Source organism: Enterobacter sp. 302C9 (genome assembly GCF_034106085.1).
Classification (GTDB): domain Bacteria; phylum Pseudomonadota; class Gammaproteobacteria; order Enterobacterales; family Enterobacteriaceae; genus Enterobacter; species Enterobacter asburiae_B.
In genome coordinates this window covers 228,512-248,736 of the sequence record NZ_JAWNBW010000006.1, presented here as the reverse complement: position 1 = coordinate 248,736, position 20,225 = coordinate 228,512, and the positions used below count along the sequence as shown (strand labels likewise).

At 56.9% G+C, this 20,225-nt stretch carries 21 protein-coding genes; 9 read left to right on the top strand and 12 right to left on the bottom strand.

The genetic code is table 11. The features are described 5' to 3' along the window. Window positions 1-262 precede the first annotated feature (262 nt). The 3 genes from UR289_RS14330 to UR289_RS14320 all read right to left on the bottom strand — a co-directional run bounded on the left by UR289_RS14330 (window position 263) and on the right by UR289_RS14320 (window position 2,706). Window positions 263-1,186, bottom strand: coding sequence for a LysR substrate-binding domain-containing protein (locus tag UR289_RS14330; protein WP_033145495.1), 924 nt, complete (start codon window positions 1,184-1,186; stop codon window positions 263-265). Window positions 1,187-1,367: 181 nt separating this feature from the next. Further along, the gene (locus tag UR289_RS14325) at window positions 1,368-2,252 is read right to left on the bottom strand and encodes an SDR family oxidoreductase (protein ID WP_032657142.1); all 885 of its coding nucleotides are present in this window, start codon (window positions 2,250-2,252) and stop codon (window positions 1,368-1,370) included. Between the two features lie 64 nt (window positions 2,253-2,316). Continuing rightward, window positions 2,317-2,706, bottom strand: a complete 390-nt coding sequence (locus UR289_RS14320; RefSeq protein ID WP_087822554.1) for a YdeI family stress tolerance OB fold protein — start codon at window positions 2,704-2,706, stop codon at window positions 2,317-2,319. A gap of 138 nt (window positions 2,707-2,844) precedes the next feature. Between UR289_RS14320 and UR289_RS14315 the strand changes: the two genes are divergently transcribed. Genes UR289_RS14315 through UR289_RS14300 form a run of 4 tightly spaced genes read left to right on the top strand, consistent with a single transcriptional unit; the run spans window position 2,845 to window position 5,338 of the window. Next, complete coding sequence (locus tag UR289_RS14315; protein ID WP_045142963.1) at window positions 2,845-3,348, top strand: hypothetical protein; 504 nt, start codon at window positions 2,845-2,847, stop codon at window positions 3,346-3,348. 9 nt (window positions 3,349-3,357) lie between these two features. Then, window positions 3,358-3,804 (top strand): DUF421 domain-containing protein, encoded by a 447-nt coding sequence (locus UR289_RS14310; RefSeq protein ID WP_023311671.1) that lies wholly within the window; start codon window positions 3,358-3,360, stop codon window positions 3,802-3,804. A gap of 11 nt (window positions 3,805-3,815) precedes the next feature. After that, entirely contained in the window at window positions 3,816-4,334 is a 519-nt protein-coding gene (locus tag UR289_RS14305; RefSeq protein ID WP_032657136.1) for a 2-oxo-tetronate isomerase, read from the top strand. Between the two features lie 17 nt (window positions 4,335-4,351). Next, the gene (locus tag UR289_RS14300) at window positions 4,352-5,338 is read left to right on the top strand and encodes an SDR family oxidoreductase (protein ID WP_048974696.1); all 987 of its coding nucleotides are present in this window, start codon (window positions 4,352-4,354) and stop codon (window positions 5,336-5,338) included. On the opposite strand, the gene UR289_RS14295 is transcribed toward UR289_RS14300, so the two are convergent. The 8 genes from UR289_RS14295 to UR289_RS14260 all read right to left on the bottom strand — a co-directional run bounded on the left by UR289_RS14295 (window position 5,339) and on the right by UR289_RS14260 (window position 11,876). Further along, window positions 5,339-6,964 carry an alpha-amylase family protein gene (locus UR289_RS14295; RefSeq protein WP_214538391.1) on the bottom strand — a complete coding sequence of 542 codons (1,626 nt, stop codon included), beginning with the start codon at window positions 6,962-6,964 and terminating at the stop codon, window positions 5,339-5,341. 8 nt (window positions 6,965-6,972) lie between these two features. Continuing rightward, the gene (cydB, locus tag UR289_RS14290) at window positions 6,973-7,983 is read right to left on the bottom strand and encodes a cytochrome d ubiquinol oxidase subunit II (RefSeq protein WP_182072363.1); all 1,011 of its coding nucleotides are present in this window, start codon (window positions 7,981-7,983) and stop codon (window positions 6,973-6,975) included. Continuing rightward, the gene (locus UR289_RS14285) at window positions 7,983-9,386 is read right to left on the bottom strand and encodes a cytochrome ubiquinol oxidase subunit I (protein WP_033145500.1); all 1,404 of its coding nucleotides are present in this window, start codon (window positions 9,384-9,386) and stop codon (window positions 7,983-7,985) included. The genes cydB and UR289_RS14285 overlap by 1 nt, the downstream gene beginning before the upstream one ends. Window positions 9,387-9,454: 68 nt before the next feature. After that, on the bottom strand, window positions 9,455-10,327 hold the full coding sequence (locus tag UR289_RS14280; RefSeq protein ID WP_008502274.1) for a manganese catalase family protein: 873 nt from the start codon (window positions 10,325-10,327) through the stop codon (window positions 9,455-9,457). 15 nt (window positions 10,328-10,342) lie between these two features. Beyond that, window positions 10,343-10,849, bottom strand: coding sequence for a ferritin-like domain-containing protein (locus UR289_RS14275; protein ID WP_014831871.1), 507 nt, complete (start codon window positions 10,847-10,849; stop codon window positions 10,343-10,345). A 25-nt stretch (window positions 10,850-10,874) separates the two neighbouring features. Continuing rightward, window positions 10,875-11,078, bottom strand: coding sequence for a hypothetical protein (locus tag UR289_RS14270; RefSeq protein WP_008502273.1), 204 nt, complete (start codon window positions 11,076-11,078; stop codon window positions 10,875-10,877). 23 nt (window positions 11,079-11,101) lie between these two features. Next, a complete protein-coding gene (locus tag UR289_RS14265) occupies window positions 11,102-11,596 on the bottom strand; it encodes a ferritin-like domain-containing protein (protein ID WP_008502272.1) in 495 nt (164 codons plus the stop codon). A gap of 94 nt (window positions 11,597-11,690) precedes the next feature. Continuing rightward, complete coding sequence (locus tag UR289_RS14260; RefSeq protein WP_004150795.1) at window positions 11,691-11,876, bottom strand: general stress protein; 186 nt, start codon at window positions 11,874-11,876, stop codon at window positions 11,691-11,693. Window positions 11,877-12,405: 529 nt separating this feature from the next. On the opposite strand from UR289_RS14260, the gene UR289_RS14255 reads away from it, so the two are divergent. Continuing rightward, complete coding sequence (locus UR289_RS14255; RefSeq protein ID WP_320710585.1) at window positions 12,406-13,749, top strand: VOC family protein; 1,344 nt, start codon at window positions 12,406-12,408, stop codon at window positions 13,747-13,749. A 43-nt stretch (window positions 13,750-13,792) separates the two neighbouring features. Then, window positions 13,793-15,298 (top strand): carboxylesterase/lipase family protein, encoded by a 1,506-nt coding sequence (locus UR289_RS14250; RefSeq protein WP_320710584.1) that lies wholly within the window; start codon window positions 13,793-13,795, stop codon window positions 15,296-15,298. Here UR289_RS14250 and UR289_RS14245 read toward each other — a convergent pair. Next, on the bottom strand, window positions 15,285-16,127 hold the full coding sequence (locus UR289_RS14245; RefSeq protein WP_039262517.1) for a LysR family transcriptional regulator: 843 nt from the start codon (window positions 16,125-16,127) through the stop codon (window positions 15,285-15,287). The genes UR289_RS14250 and UR289_RS14245 overlap by 14 nt on opposite strands. Window positions 16,128-16,242: 115 nt before the next feature. Between UR289_RS14245 and UR289_RS14240 the strand changes: the two genes are divergently transcribed. From UR289_RS14240 to UR289_RS14230, 3 genes are all read left to right on the top strand, one after another. Beyond that, entirely contained in the window at window positions 16,243-17,412 is a 1,170-nt protein-coding gene (locus UR289_RS14240; protein ID WP_047651261.1) for a pyridoxal phosphate-dependent aminotransferase, read from the top strand. A gap of 10 nt (window positions 17,413-17,422) precedes the next feature. Continuing rightward, window positions 17,423-18,196: a transporter substrate-binding domain-containing protein gene (locus UR289_RS14235; RefSeq protein ID WP_025756391.1), complete on the top strand. Its 774-nt coding sequence runs from the start codon at window positions 17,423-17,425 to the stop codon at window positions 18,194-18,196. 356 nt (window positions 18,197-18,552) lie between these two features. Then, a complete protein-coding gene (locus UR289_RS14230) occupies window positions 18,553-20,208 on the top strand; it encodes a glucan biosynthesis protein D (protein WP_033145508.1) in 1,656 nt (551 codons plus the stop codon). Window positions 20,209-20,225: the final 17 nt, after the last annotated feature.

Genomic DNA, 20,225 nt, shown 5'->3' with positions numbered 1-20,225 from the left:
GCCGCTTCGCGGTGCCCTCAGCTTATTCCTTCAGGCTATCGGGTCGGGCATGAGCCTGCATCCCTGCAGGCCACGCCCTCTCGGCGCATCCCTGCGCCTCGCCCCGGCCTTGCGGAAACGCTTCGGCGATTTACAGCCGGACCAGAGCGTCGCTGTAAGTTCTTCATTTTCCTGAGGCAATATTTATCGCTTCGGGTGGAAAAATGGCTGGTGAACCCTCGCCCCGTTGGGGAGAGGGTTAGGATGAGGAGGGCGAAAGTTGTCAGACCGGCATTGATTTACGGATAGCGCTCAGCAGCGTCTGCGCGCCCGTTGAAAGCGGCGTGTCTACGCGGGTCAAAATGCCGATAGGTTCACCGGGGCCGGGGGAGGTAATCGGCAGGGCGATCAGCGTTCCCTGGCGCAAATCGTCTTTCACCGCGCCGGAGGGGACGAACCAGACGTAGTCATAATCCAGCGTAAGCTGCCGCGAAAGCGAAGCCGACAGCGTTTCGATACATCCTGAGGGCAGCGTACACCCCTGCATTTGCAGCAAGGTTTCGGCGGTCTGGCGGGGAACGGTTCCTTTTGGGCAGACCACTACCGGCCACTCCATCACGCGGCTTAACGTGACCGTGTCCTGCAGCAGGGGGTGATCGGGACGAACCACCAGCTTCAGAGACTCCAGGAACAGCAGTTCATAGTTGAGGCCGCCCATCAGCTCAGGGTCGGACATGCGACCGATTCCGAGATCCAGTTCGCCGGATTTCAGCCCCGCGAGCAGCATGGTGTTATTCATGGTGGCGACCTGAATCGTGGTATGCCGCTGCTGCTTGTGGAACTGGCCGATAACGGGCGGAAGAATGCCCAGCGCCGCGGTAGGCAGAGCGCCCACGCGCACCACCTCACTGGATTGCTCTTCTTTTCGGTGCAGGGACTGGCCAGCGGTATTGAGCGCATCCAGCACTTTAACGGCGTGCGTGAGGAACTGTTCGCCCACGATGGTAAGCTGCGCCCCCAGCCGGCCGCGGTCAAAAAGACGGGCACCGGTCAGCTGTTCCAGCTCGTTGAGGGTTTTTGAGAGCGCAGGCTGGCTCAGGTTGAGAGTTTCAGCCGCACGCCCCAGCGTTCCCTGTTGAGCGACGGCCACAAATGTATGCAAATGGCGCAAGCGTATGCGCTGACTGAACAGACCATTTTTTTCCATAGACGATGTTAAAAACAGAGCGATGCGGGTGACAAGTTAAGTTGTTTAATTTTGATAACCTGATAGCAAAATATTTTTAACATTTGATCTGTTTGAGTTACAACATGTTTTTTGGCGGGGGAATAAAAGCGAACATCCTTGTTCGTTTATTGCTCACTGCGGAGGGGTATTGTCTACCGGTTTAGATCACGCCGTCGCCGCCATCGGAGCACCACACCTGGCCGGACGTAAATGAACATTCATCCGAGGCCAGCGTGACGTACAGCGGGGCAATCTCGACGGGCTGGCCCGGACGTCCCAGCGGGGTGTCGCCACCGAACTCCTTCACTTTTTCCATCGGCTGCCCGCCGCTGGACTGCAGAACCGTCCAGTAAGGGCCAGGAGCAACCGCGTTGACGCGAATGCCTTTCGGACCCAGCTGCTTGGCTAAGGATTTGGTAAACACCGCCAGACAGGCTTTCGTCTGGGCATAGTCCAGCAGCACGGGGCTGGGCTTCACCGCCTGAACGGAGGAGGTATTAATGATAACGGACGACGCTTTCAGGTGGCGCAGGGCCGCCTTGGTGATCCAGAACGGAGCGTAAACGTTGGTTTTAAACGTTGCGTCAAAATCTTCCGTGGTCAGTTCCTCAAGCGATTCACGGAACTGCTGACGGCCGGCGTTGTTGACCAGAATGTCCAGCCCGCCCAGTTTCGACACGGCTTCTTCGACCAGATTCTGACAGAAGGTTTCGTCCCGGACGTCACCCGGCAACGCGACGGCCTTGCGGCCTTCCGCTTCGATCAGCTCGATGACCTCAGCGGCGTCTTTTTCCTCTTCGGGCAGGTAGTTAATGGCAACGTCAGCGCCTTCACGCGCATAGGCGATAGCGACCGCGCGACCAATGCCGGAGTCACCGCCGGTAATCAGCGCTTTTTTGCCGGCAAGGCGGCCATGCCCTTTATAGCTTTGTTCCCCGTGGTCGGGTACGGGCTGCATTTCGGATGCCAGTCCCGGCGGCGTTTGCGGCTGTTCCGGGAACGGGGGCTGCGGGTAAGCGTTCGTACGTTGTTTAGTATCACTCATAGCTGACTCCTTAAGCCAAGGGGTGAGATTTGATGGATAACTGCAGCGTTAACGCTTCGCTGAATTATTTCTGCAAACGATCTACACGGACGACGGCAGGAGATGATTTTTTATCAAGCGAACCGTTGATACTGATCATCTGGTCGGGTTTTACCGTTCTGCCGTCGAAGACTGCCTGGGGAATAATAACGTCGATTTTTCCGGTTTTATCCTGAAATACAAACTTATCGCCGCTACCGTCAATAAGATTACCGCGTAATGAAATTGTCGCACCATCGTGCAATTCTTTTGCCTGCCTGATGGTCATAATACGCGCGTCGTCGGTTCCGCGATATCCGCTATCAAGCGCGTGGGGAGGCGGTGGCGCTTCGCCTTTTTGTAAACCCCCGTTATTATCTGCCCATGCGGCCGGAGCCAGAAATAACAATAAAGCGGAAATAAGTGATAATTTCATCCGATATCCTTCATTTTGCGTGTCTTGACTTATTAAGTATTGTTGCTATTCCTTTATGTGGCAAATGTGATAAGTCCTAAAAACATTCGCGTTAGAAATCAAAATTATCGGATAATAAGCGAAACGGTGACGATGACCATGAAGCGTGAAAATGAAAAGTTACCCGGGATAGATGAGAGTTACCGTTTGCTGACGTTTGAATACGCGTTTCGTCAGGTGGGTTTTATTGTTCTGCTGGGTATTATCGTCGCGGCGATTGCCGGTCTGTTTTCCAGCGGAATGGTCAGCGACACGGTCAAAACGAATTCCTCTAAATCATTGACCATAGACTATGAACGCTTTGGACGACGGGAGACAGAGACCCGGATGGCGCTCGCGTTTCCGGTGCAGAGCGAGGGGAAGTATGTCCTCAGCATGACCAGCGAGAGCAGCGATGCGTATGAGCCCGGCAGCGTCTGGCCGCAGCCGGACGCTATGTTCAGCCGCGGGAAGACTCTCTATTTTGTCTATAACAACCTGAAAAAAACAGACAGCTTCTCCGTGTTACTCTTCACGACACCTTCCAGAGCCGGTAAATGGAACACCGTCATCCGCGTCAACAGCGAGCCGGAAATTAACATCTGGCAATTTATTTACCCCTAGGAGGCTGATATGGATATGGTCTTTCGCGCGCTGGCTATTTATCTGTTTCTGGTGGTGGTATTTAAAGTGGCCGGGCGTCGCGCGCTGCTGCAGATGACCAGCTTCGATCTCATTCTGCTTCTGATAATTAGTGAAGCCACGCAGCAGGCGCTTCTCGGACAGGATTTTTCCGTCACCGGCGCGATGATTACCATTACCACGCTGGTGGTAGTAGATATTATTTTCGGACTAATGAAGAAGTATTTTTCGCCGGTGGAGAATATTCTGGATGGCACGCCTGTTATTCTGGTGGAGAACGGCGTGCCGTTAGCAGATAAACTGAAAAAAGTTGACGTGTCCTGTGATGATATTCTGGTGTCAGCGCGCCAAAATAATGGCATTACGGAAATAAGCGACATTAAATATGCCATACTTGAGCGCAATGGGCATATTTCAATCATTCCTTTCGAGAAATAAGAGGCGGCAAGATGAGCAATCTTTTTCACGACAGCAATAATACCGTGGGTGAACTGACGAAAAAGCTGGCGAGCAAATTAACCGATCTCGGGCTTCGCTTAACCACCGCGGAATCCTGCACGGGCGGAAAGCTCTCGGTGGCGCTTTGCGCAGAGGAAAACACCGCCGAATTTTATGATGTTGGGCTGGTCGTGTTCAGCGATGAAGCTAAAGCGCGGATCCTCGGCGTGCGTCCCGAGACGCTGGAGCGGTTTACGGCCGTGAGCGAGCAGACGGTAACCGAAATGGCCGCCAGTATCCGCGACATCGCCCAGGCCGATATCAGCATCGCCATCAGCGGCTACGCGGGCCCGGAAGGGGGCGACGACGGCACGGCGGCGGGGACGGTCTGCTTCGCGTGGAACATACGCGGCGAGACGAAGACCCGCACCGTGCTTTTCTCCGGTGACTGTCAGGACGTGGTCGAAAAAGCGGTGCATTACTCGCTGGCTGAACTGGTGACAACCTTGTCAGACGGGAATAACGGATAAACTCACGTGGAGGTTCTATGGCTGTCATAGTGATTACCGGCGGGACGGCGGGCGTGGGAAAAGCCACGGCGCTGCACTTTGCAAAGGCGGGTTACGACGTGGGGCTCATCGCCCGCGATGAGGCCAGCCTGCACTCTACCCAGGAGGAGCTACGGCGCTTTGGCGTTAATGCCCACGCCGTGCAGGCGGACGTCGCCGACAGCCAGGCGGTGGTGGATGCCGCTAACGAAATTGAGTATCGCCTCGGCGCGATTGATGTCTGGGTGAACAACGCGATGGGGGCCATTCTGGCGCCGTTTCGTACCCTCACGCCGGACGAGTTTCGGCGCGTGACTGAGGTGACGTACCTCGGCTACGTGAACGGCACTCGCGCCGCGCTCGAACTTATGGTTCCGCGCGACAGGGGGGTGATTATCCAGGTAGGTTCCGCGCTGGCCTACCGTTCCATTCCGCTGCAGTCAGCCTACTGCGGGGCAAAAGCGGCGATCCGTGGGTTCACCGATGCGGTGCGTACCGAGCTGATGCATGAGAACAGCCGGGTTCAGCTTTCGATGGTCCAGATGCCGGGGCTCAATACCCCGCAGTTCGAATGGGCGAGGAATAAGTTCGCCTGGGCGATGCGCCCGGTGCCGCCGGTCTTTGAGCCTGAGGTGGCCGCCAGCGCCATCTTCAGGGTGGCGCAAAAGCCGGTACGCGAGCTGTGGGTAGGCAGCAGCACCATCCAGTCCATCGTCGGGCAATTTTTCTTCCCCGGTTTTCTTGACCGGCTGATGGTGAAAAAGGCGTGGGAAGGCCAGATGACCGACGATCTCAACGCGCCGGATCGTCGGGACTATCTCGACCAGCCGGTTAACGATCTGCATAAAATCCATGGCCGCTTTACTGACGAGGCGAAAACCCGCGCGCCGTCCGTCACCTCCGGCATGCCGGGGAAAGTGGCCCTTGGCGCCCTCGCGGTGGCGGGAATAGTGCTGACGCGTCTGATAACTCGCCGGAAACCGTAGTCAGCGCAGCGCGCTACGGTGCGTCCAGAACCAGCGATAGCCGTAGCCGCCAAGGCTGAGCTGAACGGTTTTACCGCAAATCAGCGCGTCATCGTAGCGCTTGTCCTCGAGACAGGCGGTCCAGGTGGCGTTGCGGATCCCTTTGGCGGTGAACTGTACCGGCTGGTCGCTGAAGTTAACGAAGGTCAGGATGCTGCGCTCGTCGGTCTCGTAATAAAGCCCCAGTACCGCGTCATTATCGATTGCGATCAGGCGAAAGGGCGCAACGGCTATTTCGGGGAACTCCGAGCGGGTAGTGGCAATATCGATGATCCGGTGCAGGAGCGAGTTGTGGTGAAGCAGCGAATCGGCGACGTTGACTTTCTGATAGCGGTAAGGGCCATGGTCGATAATCGGCGCGATAAATTTTTCCGGGTCGGCTGCAGAGAAACCACCTCCTTGCGATCCTGCCCACTGCATCGGGGTGCGGACGGCGTAGCGCTCCTCCAGATCCAGGTCGTCGCCCATGCCTATCTCGTCGCCGTAGCGCATCACCGGGACACCCGGCAGGGAAAACAGCACCGCGTGGCAGAACGCCAGCCGCTTCCGATCGCCGTTGAGCATCGGGGCCAGGCGGCGGCGGATCCCGCGCTGATAGACGTTCATCTCCTCATCAGGGGCGAACGTGTCGAGGACAAACTGTTTGTCTTTCTGACTGATGCCTTCCAGATCCAGCTCGTCGTGGTTGCGCAGCCAGTTGGCAAAACAGCAGGAGTCAGGCGGGACGATCATCTTCTTCACCGCATTGCGCAGCGGGCGGGCGCTTTTGCGGGCCAGGCTGACGTAAAAATACTTGTTGAGCCAGAAATTGAGCACCAGATTCAGGCGGTCGTTATTGCCGAAGTAATCTTTATAGGCCTCTACGTCTACGTCCACTTCACCCAGCAGGATCGCGTCCGGATTGCGCTCTTCGATAAGACGCCGCATATGCTCGAGGATCCACAGCCCTTTTTTTTCATCACCGTTTCCCGCCTGGGTGGTGAGGTGGGACGCGGCATCGAGGCGAAATCCCGACACGCCCAGCTTGAGCCAGAAGAGGATGATGTTTTCAATCTCTTTAAGCACCGCGGGCGAGGTGAGGTTCAGATCCGGCTCGTGGCGATAGAACATGTGCCGGTAGTATTGTCCCGCCTCGTCGTCCCAGGTCCAGATGCTCTTTTCCACGCCGGGAAACATGGGGGGCGTATCGTCCTCGTCGTTATCCGACCAGAGGTAGTAATCACGATAGGGTGACGCCGGGTTGCGGCGGGCCTGCTGGAACCAGGGATGCGCGTCCGACGTGTGCTGGATCAGCAGCTCGATAATGACCTGCATGCCCAGCTCGCGGGCCTGCTCGATAAAGGCGATGATATCGGCCAGCTTTCCGAAGCGGGGATCCACCTGGAGGTGGTCGCTGACGTCGTAGCCTTCATCGAGAAAGGGCGTGAGGTAAAACGGGGTGATCCAGATGACCGTCGCCCCCATGCGGCGTATATAGCGCAGCTTGGCCGCGATCCCGGCGATGTCCCCGCAGCCATCGCCGTTCAAATCATAAAATAGCGCGGTATCAATCTGATAAATAATGGCTCGTGTATGCCAGTCGGTCATAGCGTTCCTCAGTGATAGCCTTCAGTATCCGACACTTTGCCCCGGAAGACGTAGTAGCTCCAGGCGGTGTACACCAGGATCACCGGAATAATCAGCAACGTGCCTACCAGCATAAACAGCTGGCTGGCAGGCGGGGCCGCGGCTTCCCACAGGGTGATGCGCGGCGGAATAATGTTCGGCCAGAGGCTGATGCCGAGCCCGCTAAACCCGAGGAAAATAAGCCCCAGCGTCAGCAGGAAGGGGCGGGAGTGGCTGGCCGGGTTGCGGGTAAGGCGCCAGATCAGCACGCTGAAAAGCCCGACCAGCAGAGGCACCGGCAGGAACCAGAAAAAGTTGGGCAGGGTAAACCAGCGGTCGGCCACGTACTGCCAGCCGAGCGGCGTCCAGATGCTCACTACCGCAATCACCACGACCAGCGCCAGCAGCACGTGGCGGGTCAGCTCGCGCATGCGGGCCTGCAGCGCGCCTTCACTTTTCATGATGAGCCAGGTAGTGCCCAGCAGCGTGTAGGCCACAACCAGCCCGATACCGCAGAAGAGGTTAAAGGGGGTGAGCCAGTCAAGCGCGGAGCCGACGAAACGCCGCCCCTCAACGTCGAAGCCGTTAATCACGGCGCCCACCACCACGCCCTGGCTGAAGGTGGCGAGCAGAGAGCCGCCGGCAAAGGAGTAATCCCAGAATTTGCGGTGCGACGGCGTGGCTTTGAAGCGGAACTCAAAGGCGACGCCGCGGAAGATGAGGCCGATCAGCATCGCGGTGAGAGGAATGGTGAGCGCATCAATAATCACCGCATAGGCCAGCGGAAACGCGCCGAACAGGCCCGCGCCGCCGAGCACCAGCCAGGTCTCGTTGCCGTCCCAGACCGGCGCCACGCTGTTGACCATCACATCGCGCTCCTTCGCATCGCCCACGAAGTTAAACAGCAGGCCGATGCCCAAATCAAAGCCATCCATGATGATGTACATCAGCGTGGCAAAGACGATGATGGCAAACCAGATAACTGAGATATCGACGCCCATCAGTTTCTCTCCTGTTCAGGAACAGACTCAGCGGCAGACAGCGGACGGGCGGGAGTGCCCGAGGTGTTTGACGTCAGCGTATCGACAGGCTGCGGTCCTTTCTTAATCAGCCGGATGAGGTAAACATAGCCCACCCCAAACACCGACGAGTAGACGACGAAGAACGCCAGCAGGCTGATGCTCATCTGCAGGGTGCTGTGCAGCGATACCGCGTCGATGGTGCGCAGATAGCCGTAGACCACCCACGGCTGACGGCCCACCTCGGTGGTGACCCAGCCGGCGAGCAGCGCCAGCAGCCCGGCAGGCCCCATGCAGAGGGCAAACCAGTGGAACGGGCGAGAGTGGAAAAGTCGATGACGATAGCGCAGCCAGACGCTAATCAGCCCGAGGGTAATCATCAGCAGCCCCATCCCGACCATGACGCGGAACGACCAGAAGACGATGGTCGAATTAGGGCGATCTTCTTTCGGAAAATCCTTCAGCGCCGGGACCTGCTTATCCAGACTGTGGGTCAGGATAAGGCTGCCAAGCGCGGGGATCTCCAGACCGTATTTGGTGCGCTCCTCCTCCATATCCGGCAGGCCAAACAGCAGCAGCGGGGTGGCCTCGCCCGGCGGATTTTCCCAGTGTCCCTCAATGGCGGCAATTTTGGCCGGCTGATGCTCAAGCGTGTTCAGGCCGTGCATATCGCCCACGACCGCCTGGATAGGGGCGACCAGCAGCGCCATCCACATCGCCATGGAAAACATGGTGCGGACGGCGGGGGTATCGTTACCGCGCAGCAGGTGCCATGCGCCCGACGCGCCAACAAACAGCGCGCTGCTCAGAAACGCGGCGATAGCCATATGAATAAGGCGGTAGGGGAAGGAGGGATTAAAGACGATCGCCAGCCAGTCCTGCGGGATAACCTGTCCGTTCTCGATAGTGAAGCCCTGCGGCGTATGCATCCAGCTGTTGGAGGCGAGGATCCAGAAGGTCGACATCAGCGTGCCGAGCGCCACCATGCAGGTAGAAAAGAAGTGCAGGCCCGGGCCGACCTTATTCCAGCCGAACATCATGACGCCAAGGAAACCGGCTTCAAGGAAGAAGGCGGTTAAGACTTCATAGGTCAGAAGAGGGCCGGTAATACTGCCCGCGAACTGTGAGAACCCGCTCCAGTTGGTGCCAAACTGGTACGCCATGACCAGGCCGGAAACGACACCCATCCCGAAGTTAACGGCAAATATCTTGAGCCAGAAATGGTACAACGATCGCCAGACGTCGTTTTTTGTACGCAGCCACATGCCCTCCAGCACCACCAGATAGCTGGCGAGGCCGATGGTGATCGCAGGAAAAAGGATATGAAACGAGACGGTAAAAGCGAACTGAATTCTGGCCAGATGGAACGCGTCGAGTTCGAACATGGTCCGTACCTCTGAAACGATGGGGCACGAGAATTGCCGGGCAGTTTATGGCTGCCCGGCAAAACCGATTACGGTTTAGTCTTACCGGCACCCAGCTCGGCACCGGTCAACGGGTCAGAATGTGGATCGGACTTCGTGCGGGCAGACATCGCCTTGACCAGGGTTGCCTGTTCGGTCGTGAGCGTGACGCTTGCGCTGCCATCGCCGCCGTCAACCGCAGGCTGGGGGGACTCAACGTAATCGAAATGTTTATCGCTGTTCCAGCTTCCGCGAACCTCTCCACCTTCAGACATATTGTAGTACTTGTTGGTGAATTCCTCGATTGGCGGCAATTTTCCCGGTGGGAAATTATTACGGATGGACTGCAGCGCCTTCTCAAAGGAGAGCTGGTGCGCCGCCTCGCGCGTCATCAGAAACGCCAGGGCATCCTTTACGCCGGGATCGTCGGTCACGTTGATCAGCCGTTCATAGATGATTTTCGCTCTGGCCTCTGCTGCCACGTTTGAGCGCAGGTCCGCCGTCGGTTCGCCGATGGTGTCGACGTATGCTGCGGTCCATGGCACGCCCGCCGAGTTAGTCAGCGGAGTGCCGCCACCGTACAGCAGGGAGGTGATGTGGCTGTCATTGCCGTTTTCGGTCATGGAGCGATACAGCTCGGCCTCGTTTTCCACCCCTTCCGCCAGCGCGCCTTTGGCGCCTTTATTCAGCATGCCGACCAGGGTACCGATGATTTCGAGGTGGCTTAGCTCCTCGGTCGCGATATCCATCAGCATATCTTTACGGCCCGGATCGTCATCGCTCAATCCTTGCGTAAAGTACCGGCAGGCGGCAGCCAGTTCGCCCTGAGGCCCACCGAACTGTTCCAGTAAAAGGTTGGCGAGGCCTGGGTTCGGTTCGGCAACGCGAACCGTGTATTGCAGCTGTTTGACGTGTCGGAACATGGCGATTCTCCCTGATTATTTTTTTGCTTCGACGCCCGATGCGTCTGAACGCAGCAGGAACTGTTCCGTGGTCTGCGGAATATGGCGAATCAGCCAGTCGGCCATTTCGCGTTCTTCCGCCAGAATCGTCTCGATGGCAGGTACCGAGGCCGTGTCGCCTGCTTTCTTCGCCGCAGCGAGCAGGGAGGTATAACAGGCTATTTCAAACTGTTCGAAAACATAGCCGCTGATTGAACCCTTCACGATCTCATCAGACGGGAACATGCCGCCGATGGACTGGCCGAGCGCCGCCATTTTGCTCATCGAATCTTTTAAAACCGAACGAGAAATATCATTACGGTCGAGGATTTCTTCCAGCAATGTAATTTGCCGTTTTGTCTCATTAATATGCTGCTCAATTCGGGCGCGAACATCAGGATAATTATCGATACGGCTGGCCATGGATTCCAGCATAGATTCGGCTTGCTTTTCCATCGCATGGGCATCGCGTAGCCAGTCATGGTAGTGTTCTACGTGATTCATCATTGTATCCTCATTAGGGGTTCGCTTATTTGGTCTCACTTTCAGCAGCCTGATCGGCACGCGCGGCACTGTAGCCAGATAAATGGCCGACAATATTGGCGTAAATGCTGATGATAATGACCCATAGCACGCTGTTCTTCCACCATATTACGGAAGGGATGGCGAGAATGAACCATATTATGGCTGCCGCTAAATGGCACCGTTTAATTGTCCTGGGACTGATGCTCATTTTATTTAATCTGTATTATTGCGTCATTTCTGCGCTTTTTGGTTAATATTTCCTACGGCCAGGTCGGTGAGTTTAAGGTCGGTCTCTTTTTCTTCTTCCAGCGTTTCGGCAAGAAGCTTAACGGCTTTTTTATAGCCCAGTTGTTCAGCTAGTGTTGCAAGGGTACCGTAGCTGGCAATTTCGTAATGTTCGACTTTTTGCGCGGCGGCAATAAGTGCGGCATCACGTACTTCATTTTTTTCCGTGCTTTCGATGACTTCGTTGGCTTCTTCAATTAAGCCTTCCATCGCCACGCACTTCATGCGCTTAAGCTTGATACCGTCTTCCTGCTCGACGATCTGGTCGATACGTTCGATCTGACCCTGCGTCTCCTCAAGGTGTGCGGTAAAAGCGGCGCTCAGCTTCTCGCTGGAGGCGGCGCGGGCAAGTTTGCTTAACGCACGGGTAAGCTGCTTTTCTGCGCTGTAGGTATCCGAGAGAAGATGAATAAAGACATCCTCGACGCTTTTCATATTCATAATAATTACGCTCCGGTAAAATAAGGAAAGGGTACTGCGAGCTTTTCAGCCCGCAGCATGCTCTCTGGTTTTATTAAAAGAGTATTAAATAAGATCAGGAGTTATCAGATTTACGGCCTCCGCCGTGACTGTTCTGTCCTCCTTTCTTACCCGCTTCAGAAGCGCGTTGCGGATCGTTTTTAAAGTTCCCACCGCTATGCTGGCCACCTTTACGTCCAGCTTCTGATGCTTTTTCACGGTCTTCAGCGAAATTACCGGAACCACCACGATGCTCTGCCATATTAAACCTCATAGTCATATATTGGTTATGTCAGTACGATACGAAAATATTCCGTATCACTCGTCGTTCGAGTAATAACTCTAGTCGCTGTGCGTCATCCGTCAAATGCGTTTTGCTATTTGCGGTTGCGTTATTTTTAAATATTTGTAAATTTGCGCTTCGCTTAAAAAGGAAATATGGATAGACAGGAAGGACTTGTAAACAACCATTCAGATTAATCCTAACTTCGAGCTAAAAATTTGAAAGGTGAGGATAAAAATAATGGCGTACTCGAATTGGTTAATTTGCATTCAGAAGAGAGCCCAAAAATACTCCTTTATAGATAGAAAGCGGAACCCTAAATAATTATAAGGAAAATCCTGGATAAAAGCGTTCAGGCTGAAAGGGCGGTTCCGTTCGGCGCTGTTCAGGGGCCTGATAGCACACGGTTTGACCACTGTCGTCTTAAGATCACAATTCAGAAATTCTTCCCCCCGGAAGGAACGGGTTTCTCTACACTCCAGGTAATATTCACTGGAGGCATGACATCATGGCGAACACCATCACGGCTGATGACATTCGGGAACACTTTTCGCAGGCTATGTCGGCGATGTACCAGCAGGAAGTTCCGCAGTACGGCACCTTGCTTGAACTGGTTGCGGACGTAAACCTGGCGGTTCTGGAAAATAATCCACTATTACATGAACAACTGGCTAACGCCGATGAGCTTGCACGCCTGAACGTGGAGCGTCACGGGGCGATCCGCGTCGGCACGGCACAGGAACTTTCAACCCTGCGCCGTATGTTTGCCATTATGGGTATGTACCCGGTCAGCTATTACGATCTCTCTCAGGCGGGGGTGCCCGTCCACTCAACGGCGTTTCGTCCGATAGAGGATGCGGCGCTGTGCCGGAATCCGTTTCGTATCTTTACCTCGCTGCTGCGTCTTGAGCTGATTGAAAACGTCACGCTGCGCGAGCGGGCCGCGGAGATCCTGTCTCACCGCAACATCTTCACCCCGCGCTGCCTGGAACTGATAGACCTCCACGAGTCGGAAGGGCAGTTTACTGACGCACAGGCCCATGAGTTTGTGCAGGAAGCGTTAGAAACCTTCCGCTGGCACCGCCATGCAACGGTCGATCAGGAAACCTATCTGGCGCTGCACAACGAGCACCGTCTGATTGCCGACGTGGTCTGCTTCCCGGGCTGCCACATTAACCACCTCACGCCGCGCACGCTGGACATTGACCGGGTGCAGGAGCTGATGCCGAAGTACGGCATCGAACCAAAAATTCTGATCGAAGGGCCGCCGCGTCGCGAGGTGCCCGTCTTATTGCGTCAAACCAGCTTCAAGGCGCTGGAAGAGCCGGTGCTGTTTGCCGGTGAACATAAAGGCACCCACACCGCGCGCTTCGGTGAGATTGAACAGCGCGGCGTGGCGCTGACCCCGAAAGGCCGTGAACTGTACGATAGCCTTCTCGCCCAGGCCGGTACCGGTAAAGATAACCTGACCCATCAGCTGCATCTGCGGGAGATCTTTAGCGCCTTCCCGGACAGCGAAATGCTCATGCGCCGTCAGGAGCTGGCTTATTTCCGCTACCGCCTGACGCCAGCCGGGGAAGCGCATCGGCATGCGTTTCGTCCGGGCGACGATCCGCAGCCGCTGATCGAGCGCGGATGGGTGGTTGCCCAGCCGATCACCTACGAAGATTTCCTCCCGGTCAGCGCCGCGGGGATTTTCCAGTCCAACCTCGGGAACGAAACCCAGGCCCGCAGCCACGGTAACGCCAGCCGCGATGCGTTTGAAGACGCGCTGGGATGCCCGGTGTATGACGAGTTTACGCTCTACCAGGAGGCTGAAACGCGCAGTAAACAGCGTTGCGGTTTGCTCTGAAATCGTTACTCTGCTGGGGTGTGATGGAAAAATTAAGGTCGTTATGCAAAATCCTTCCGCCCCTGTGGTTGAAACGCGCCAGGGCGCACTGTCTGGTTTAACCGATGAAAACGTCCACGTCTGGTGCGGTATTCCCTACGCCGCGCCGCCCGTGGGGGAGTGGCGCTGGCGCTCGCCCCGGCCGCCTGAACGCTGGGATGGGCTGCGCGAGGCCACGGCATTTTCGCCCTCAAGCTGGCAAAGCAGCGAGTATTGTCAGGAGCTCGGCGGCGGCGATCCGGGCCAGTTTTCCGAAGATTGCCTCTACCTTAACGTCTGGTCTCCCGCAGAGCGGGCCGAGCCGCTTCCGGTTATGGTCTGGCTGCACGGAGGCGGGTTTACGATTGGTGCCGGAGGCCTGCCGCCGTATAACGGCAAAGCGCTGGCCATGCGTGGCGTGGTTGTGGTCACGATCAACTACCGTCTCGGCCATCTTGGCTTTTTCGCCCATCCCGCGCTGGAAGGCGAGGAAGGGCGCGTGGTGCATAATTTTGCCCTGCTGGATCAGATCGCCGCGCTCGAATGGGTGCGGGATAACATCGCCGGGTTTGGCGGCGATCCCGCCAATGTGACCCTGTTTGGCGAATCCGCCGGCGCGCGCAGCGTGCTCTCTCTGCTGGCTTCTCCGCTGGCCGAAGGATTGTTCCATAAGGCGATTGTGCAAAGCGGATACACCTTGCCTGACACGCCGCGCGAGCAGGCCCTGCAAAAAGGGGAAGCGCTGGCCGCCCATTTCGGGCTGGAAAATGCGACCGCCGGGCAGCTGCGCGCCATTCCGCCCGAGGCGTTCTGGCCGCTCACCGCGCCGCTGAACGTCGCTCCGGCGCCTATCGCAGGAGACTGTGTTCTGCCGGAAGCCATGCTTGACGTCTTTTTCGCCGCGCGTCAGCATCCGGTGCCGGTGATGATTGGCTCCAACAGCGATGAAGCCAGCGTGATGGCGGTGTTTGGCATCGATCTCGCCGGACAAATCCAGAAGCTTCGCCGGGAGCGCCGCTTCGGGCTGGGGCTGATTAAGCTGCTCTACCCGGGCGTGAAGGGCGATGAAGAGCTGGGCAGGCAGGTGTGTCGCGACATGGCGTTTACCACGATGGGCTACGTGGTGATGCAGGCCCAGCAGCGCGTCGGCGGATTGTGCTGGCGTTACTGGTTTGACTATGTCGCAGAGGCGGAACATGGCACGTACATCAACGGCGCCTGGCACGGCAACGAAGTTCCCTACGTCTTCGATACGCTCGGTCAGGTAGACCCTTCACGTCAGTACGTCAATGAGCGAGATCTGCAGTTTGCTGCCCAGGTGGCGGATTACTGGGTGAGTTTTGCGCGTGACGCGGGTCGTCGCGAGATCCTGCCCGGGCCGACGCACTGGCCCGCGTGCCGTAAAGGGCGGGACGTTCTGTTACGCATTGGCGTGAATAAACATGCAGCTTTCAGGCTTGAAAACCGCTTTATGCGCGCCCGCATGAGCCTCTTCAAACGGGTGATGAAGCACCACGTCAGCCTCGATTAAGCAAACAGGCGCGAAACGCCGCCAGTCCATTTTCCTCGCCTGGCGTTTCGCGCAGCACCAGCCGGTAGCTTGCGCCGGTTTTTATGCTTGTCTCATAGGGCCGTACCAGCCTTCCCGCGTGAATATCTTCTGCCACCAGCGTTTCGTCGGCGATGGCGACGCCGAGCCCCTGAATGGCGGCCGTAATGGCGAGATCCATCGTATCGAAGTGTTGATTTTTATGCATGGCAAAGCCCGGACCTTCCTGTTTCGTCAGCCACAGCGACCAGTCTGTCTTGTCCCTTGTCGGGTGCAGAAACGTCAGCGAACCCAGCGCAGCACCCGCCCGCACCGGGCTTATCACCGGGGTGAGCGCCTCTTCGAACAGCAGATCGCCTGCGCTCATGTGCGTGCCGAACACGATGGCCGCGTCGTAAGACTCAGTTTTGAAATTGACGTTGTGATCGGTGGTGGTGGTCAGCGCGATCTGCAGATCCGGATGCTCGCGCTCCACCTCCAGCAGGCGCGGCACCAGCCAGCGCATGGCGCAGGTGGGGGCCTTTAGCCGGATCACCGTGTGCTGGCTGCGGGCCTGGTCGGCCACGGACAGCAGCTGCTCGAAAGCGGACTGCAGCTCCGGAAGCAGGGCGCTGCCCTGCGGTGAGAGGCGCAGCCCGCGCGCGTGGCGTTCAAAAAGCGGAAAGCCAAACCACGCCTCAAGGGAGGCAATCTTACGGCTCACGGCCCCCTGCGTCAGACACAGTTCCGCCGCGGCATGGGTAAGATTGAGGTGACGCGCGGTGACTAAAAAAGCGTCGATGGCATTAAGGGGGAGCGAACGGCGTGACATAGAAAACACCTCAGCTATGCATTTTTCTCATGGCTATTATGACAACAATTCGATTGTCCCGACAGCACAGATGTTGTTTGAATAGTTATGCAATATCCATGAGAAGGGAAAGAGGATGACTTTACGAACGCCTGTGCAAACGCGCTCCAAACTGCCGGATGTGGGAACCACTATTTTTACCGTTATCGGCCAGCTCTCGGCGCAGCATAACGCGATTAACCTTTCTCAGGGCGCACCGAATTTTTCCTGCGACCCGAAGCTGATTGCGGGCGTCACCCGCGCAATGGAGGCGGGGCATAACCAGTACGCATCGATGACCGGTCTGCAGCCGCTCAGAGAACGTATTGCCGATAAAATTGCCACGCTCTACGGCACGCAGTACGACCCTGCCAGCGAGGTGCTGGTGACCGCCAGCGCCAGCGAAGGGCTCTATTCGGCGATTAGCGGGCTGGTGCATCCGGGCGATGAGGTGATCTACTTTGAGCCGTCCTTTGACAGCTATGCGCCGATTGTCCGTCTTCAGGGGGCAACCCCGATTGCCATCAAGCTCACCGTGCCGGATTTTGCCGTCAACTGGGATGAGGTTCGTGCGGCCATCACCCCGCGCACGCGCATGATCATCATCAACACGCCGCACAACCCGAGCGGTCAGGTCTTCTCCGCCAGTGACCTGCAGCAGCTGGCGGCGCTGACGCGCAATACCGACATCATTATTTTGTCTGACGAAGTGTACGAACACGTCGTTTTTGACGGCGAGCCGCATCACGGGATGGCCACGCACCCGCAGCTGGCGGAGCGCAGCGTGATTATTTCCTCTTTCGGAAAAACCTATCACGTCACCGGGTGGCGCGTGGGTTACTGTGTTGCACCGGCGGTACTGATGGACGAGATTTGTAAAGTGCATCAATTTTTAATGTTTTCTGCCGATACGCCAATGCAGCACGCGTTTGCTGAGCATATGGTCGACCCGCAAACCTGGCTGTCGCTGTCGGCGTTTTACCAGCGCAAGCGCGATCTCCTGCACAGCCTGCTGGCCGATTCGCCGTTTACGCTGCTGCCGAGCGCCGGATCGTTCTTCATGCTGGCGGACTACAGCCAGTTCAGCGACGAGCGCGACAGCGAGCTGGTGAAACGGCTGATCGTTGAGTACGGCGTTGCCACCATTCCGCTGTCGGCGTTTTATGCGGACGGCACGGATAATAAATTGATTCGTCTCTCTTTTGCGAAAGATGAGGCGACGTTACGGGCAGGTGCCCAGGCCCTGTGTCGGGTTAAACCACGCTGAGGAGTATGAGATGAAATTACGCGCGTTAGTTGTCGGCATGGGATTGCTGTGTACTTTTTCTTCCTTCGCGGCCACCGAGCTGCGTTACGGTCTGGAAGCGGAATATCCGCCGTTTGAGAGCCGCAATGCGGCGGGCGAACTGGAAGGGTTTGACGTTGAGCTGGGGAATGCCATCTGCAAAGCGGCAGCGCTGAAGTGCAGCTGGGTTGAAACCTCCTTTGATGCGCTGATCCCGGGCCTGGTGGCGAAGAAATTTGACGCCATCAACTCGGCGATGAACATCACCGAGCAGCGCCGCAAGAGCATTGATTTTACCCAACCGATCTACCGTATTCCGTCGCAGCTGGTCGGCAAGGCAGGTACGGCGGTTGAGGCAACCCCAGAAGGGCTGAAGGGGAAAACCATCGGCGTGCTGCAGGGATCCATCCAGGAAACCTATGCCAAAGAGCACTGGGAAAAGCAGGGTGTCACCGTGGTGTCTTATAAAGATCAGAATATGGCCTGGGGCGATCTGCTGAATGGCCGTATCGACGCCTCGCTGGTCATGTCCGCGGCCGGGCAGGCAGGTTTCCTCAGCAAGCCGCAGGGGAAAGGGTTTGGCTTCATCGGCAAACCGGTGTCTGACGACACTATCCTCGGCAGTGGGATCGGCTTTGGGTTGCGTAAGGGCGACGAGGCCACCAAAAAGCAGCTTGATGCCGCGATTGATAAAGTACGTGCCGACGGCACGATCGCTAAACTCGCTGATAAGTACTTCCCGGGTATCGATGTCAGCGTAAAATAACCGCCTCATTAGCCCCGGCGAACGATGTCGCGCCGGGGCATTTTTAATACACTTCATCCTTCAAGCTGCCTCTGCGTTGGCTACGTCTGTTCACCCCAGTCACTTACTTAAGTAAGCTCCTGGTGATTCTCAGACTTGCCGCCTTGATCCAGCATGAATGATTTTGTGTATTTACTGTTTTTTACACCACTTTCGGGCCGTTCTGGTCGACAGAAAATATTTCTCACTTTGTTCATATAATCACCGGCCAACAATTGGATTCTTAACCATTTTTGTTTAGGCTGTGCGTTCTTTCTTGCCGTCATTTCGCCGAGCGCGAAACACATTCACACGACCATAAGGACGTTTTTCCAGGCATGAATCGCAGACGTTTTCTAAAAGGCTCGCTGGCAGTGGCAGCCCTGAGCGGCACATCTGGCCTTGCTTCCCTGTTTTCCAAAGCGGCATACGCTGCCGACTCTGACATTGCTGACGGCCAGAGCCGTCGTTTCGACTTCTCCGTACTGCAATCCATGGCGCATGACCTGGCGAAAACCCCGTGGGGTGGCGCGCCGCGTCCGCTGCCGGACACGCTGGCAACCATGACGCCGCAGGCGTACAACGCCATCCGCTACGATGAAAAACAGTCACTGTGGAACAACATTGAAGGGCGTCAGCTGGACGTGCAGTTCTTCCATATGGGGATGGGGTTCCGCCGCCGCGTGCGGATGTTCTCGCTGGACCAGTCGACCTCTATGGCGCGCGAGATCCACTTCCGTCCGGAGCTGTTCAGCTACGGCGAAACGGGTGTGGATACCAAGCAGCTTGAAGGGCAAAGCGATCTCGGCTTTGCGGGATTCCGCGCCTTTAAGGCGCCTGAGCTGGCGCGTCGCGATATTGTCTCTTTCCTGGGCGCGAGCTATTTCCGCGCGGTAGATGACACCTACCAGTACGGCCTTTCCGCGCGCGGTCTGGCGGTAGACACCTTTACCGACACGCCGGAAGAGTTCCCGGACTTTACCGCCTTCTGGTTTGAAACCGTCAAGCCCGGCGACACGACTTTTACCGTCTACACGCTGCTGGACAGCCCGAGCATCACCGGTGCCTATAAATTCGTGATCCACTGCGAGAAGAGCCAGGTGATTATGGAGGTGGAAAACCATCTCTATGCGCGGAAGGACATCAAGCAGCTCGGCATCGCGCCGATGACCAGCATGTTCAGCTGCGGCAATAACGAACGCCGCATGTGTGACACCATTCACCCGCAAATTCATGACTCCGACCGCCTGGCAATGTGGCGCGGCAACGGGGAGTGGATCTGTCGTCCGCTGAACAACCCGCAGAAGCTGCAGTTTAACGCCTATATGGACAAAAACCCGAAAGGGTTCGGCCTGCTGCAGCTCGACCGCGATTTCTCGCACTATCAGGACGTGATGGGCTGGTATAACAAACGCCCGAGCCTGTGGGTTGAACCGCGTAACGACTGGGGTAAAGGCGCGGTTGGCCTGATGGAGATCCCGACCACCGGCGAAACGCTGGATAACGTGGTCTGCTTCTGGCAGCCGGAAAAAGCGGTGAAGGCGGGCGACGAGCTGGACTTTAAATATCGTCTGTACTGGAGCGCTATGCCGCCGGTGCGTTCTCCGTTGGCCAACGTCTTCGCCACCCGTACCGGCATGGGCGGCTTCCCGGAAGGCTGGGCACCGGGCGAAAATTACCCGAAAGTGTGGGCCCGTCGCTTTGCTATCGACTTCGTCGGTGGCGACCTCAAGGCCGCTGCGCCAAAAGGCATCGAGCCGGTGATTACGCTCTCCAGCGGTGAAGCGAAGCAGGTTGAGATCCTCTACGTTGAGCCGTTTGACGGCTATCGCATCCTGTTTGACTGGTACCCAACCTCGGATTCGACGGAGCCGGTGGATATGCGCCTGTTCCTGCGCTGCCAGGGCGATGCCATCAGTGAAACCTGGCTGTACCAGTATTTCCCGCCAGCGCCGGATAAACGTAACTACGTTGACGACCGGATAATGCGTTAACGATCGATTCCCTCTCC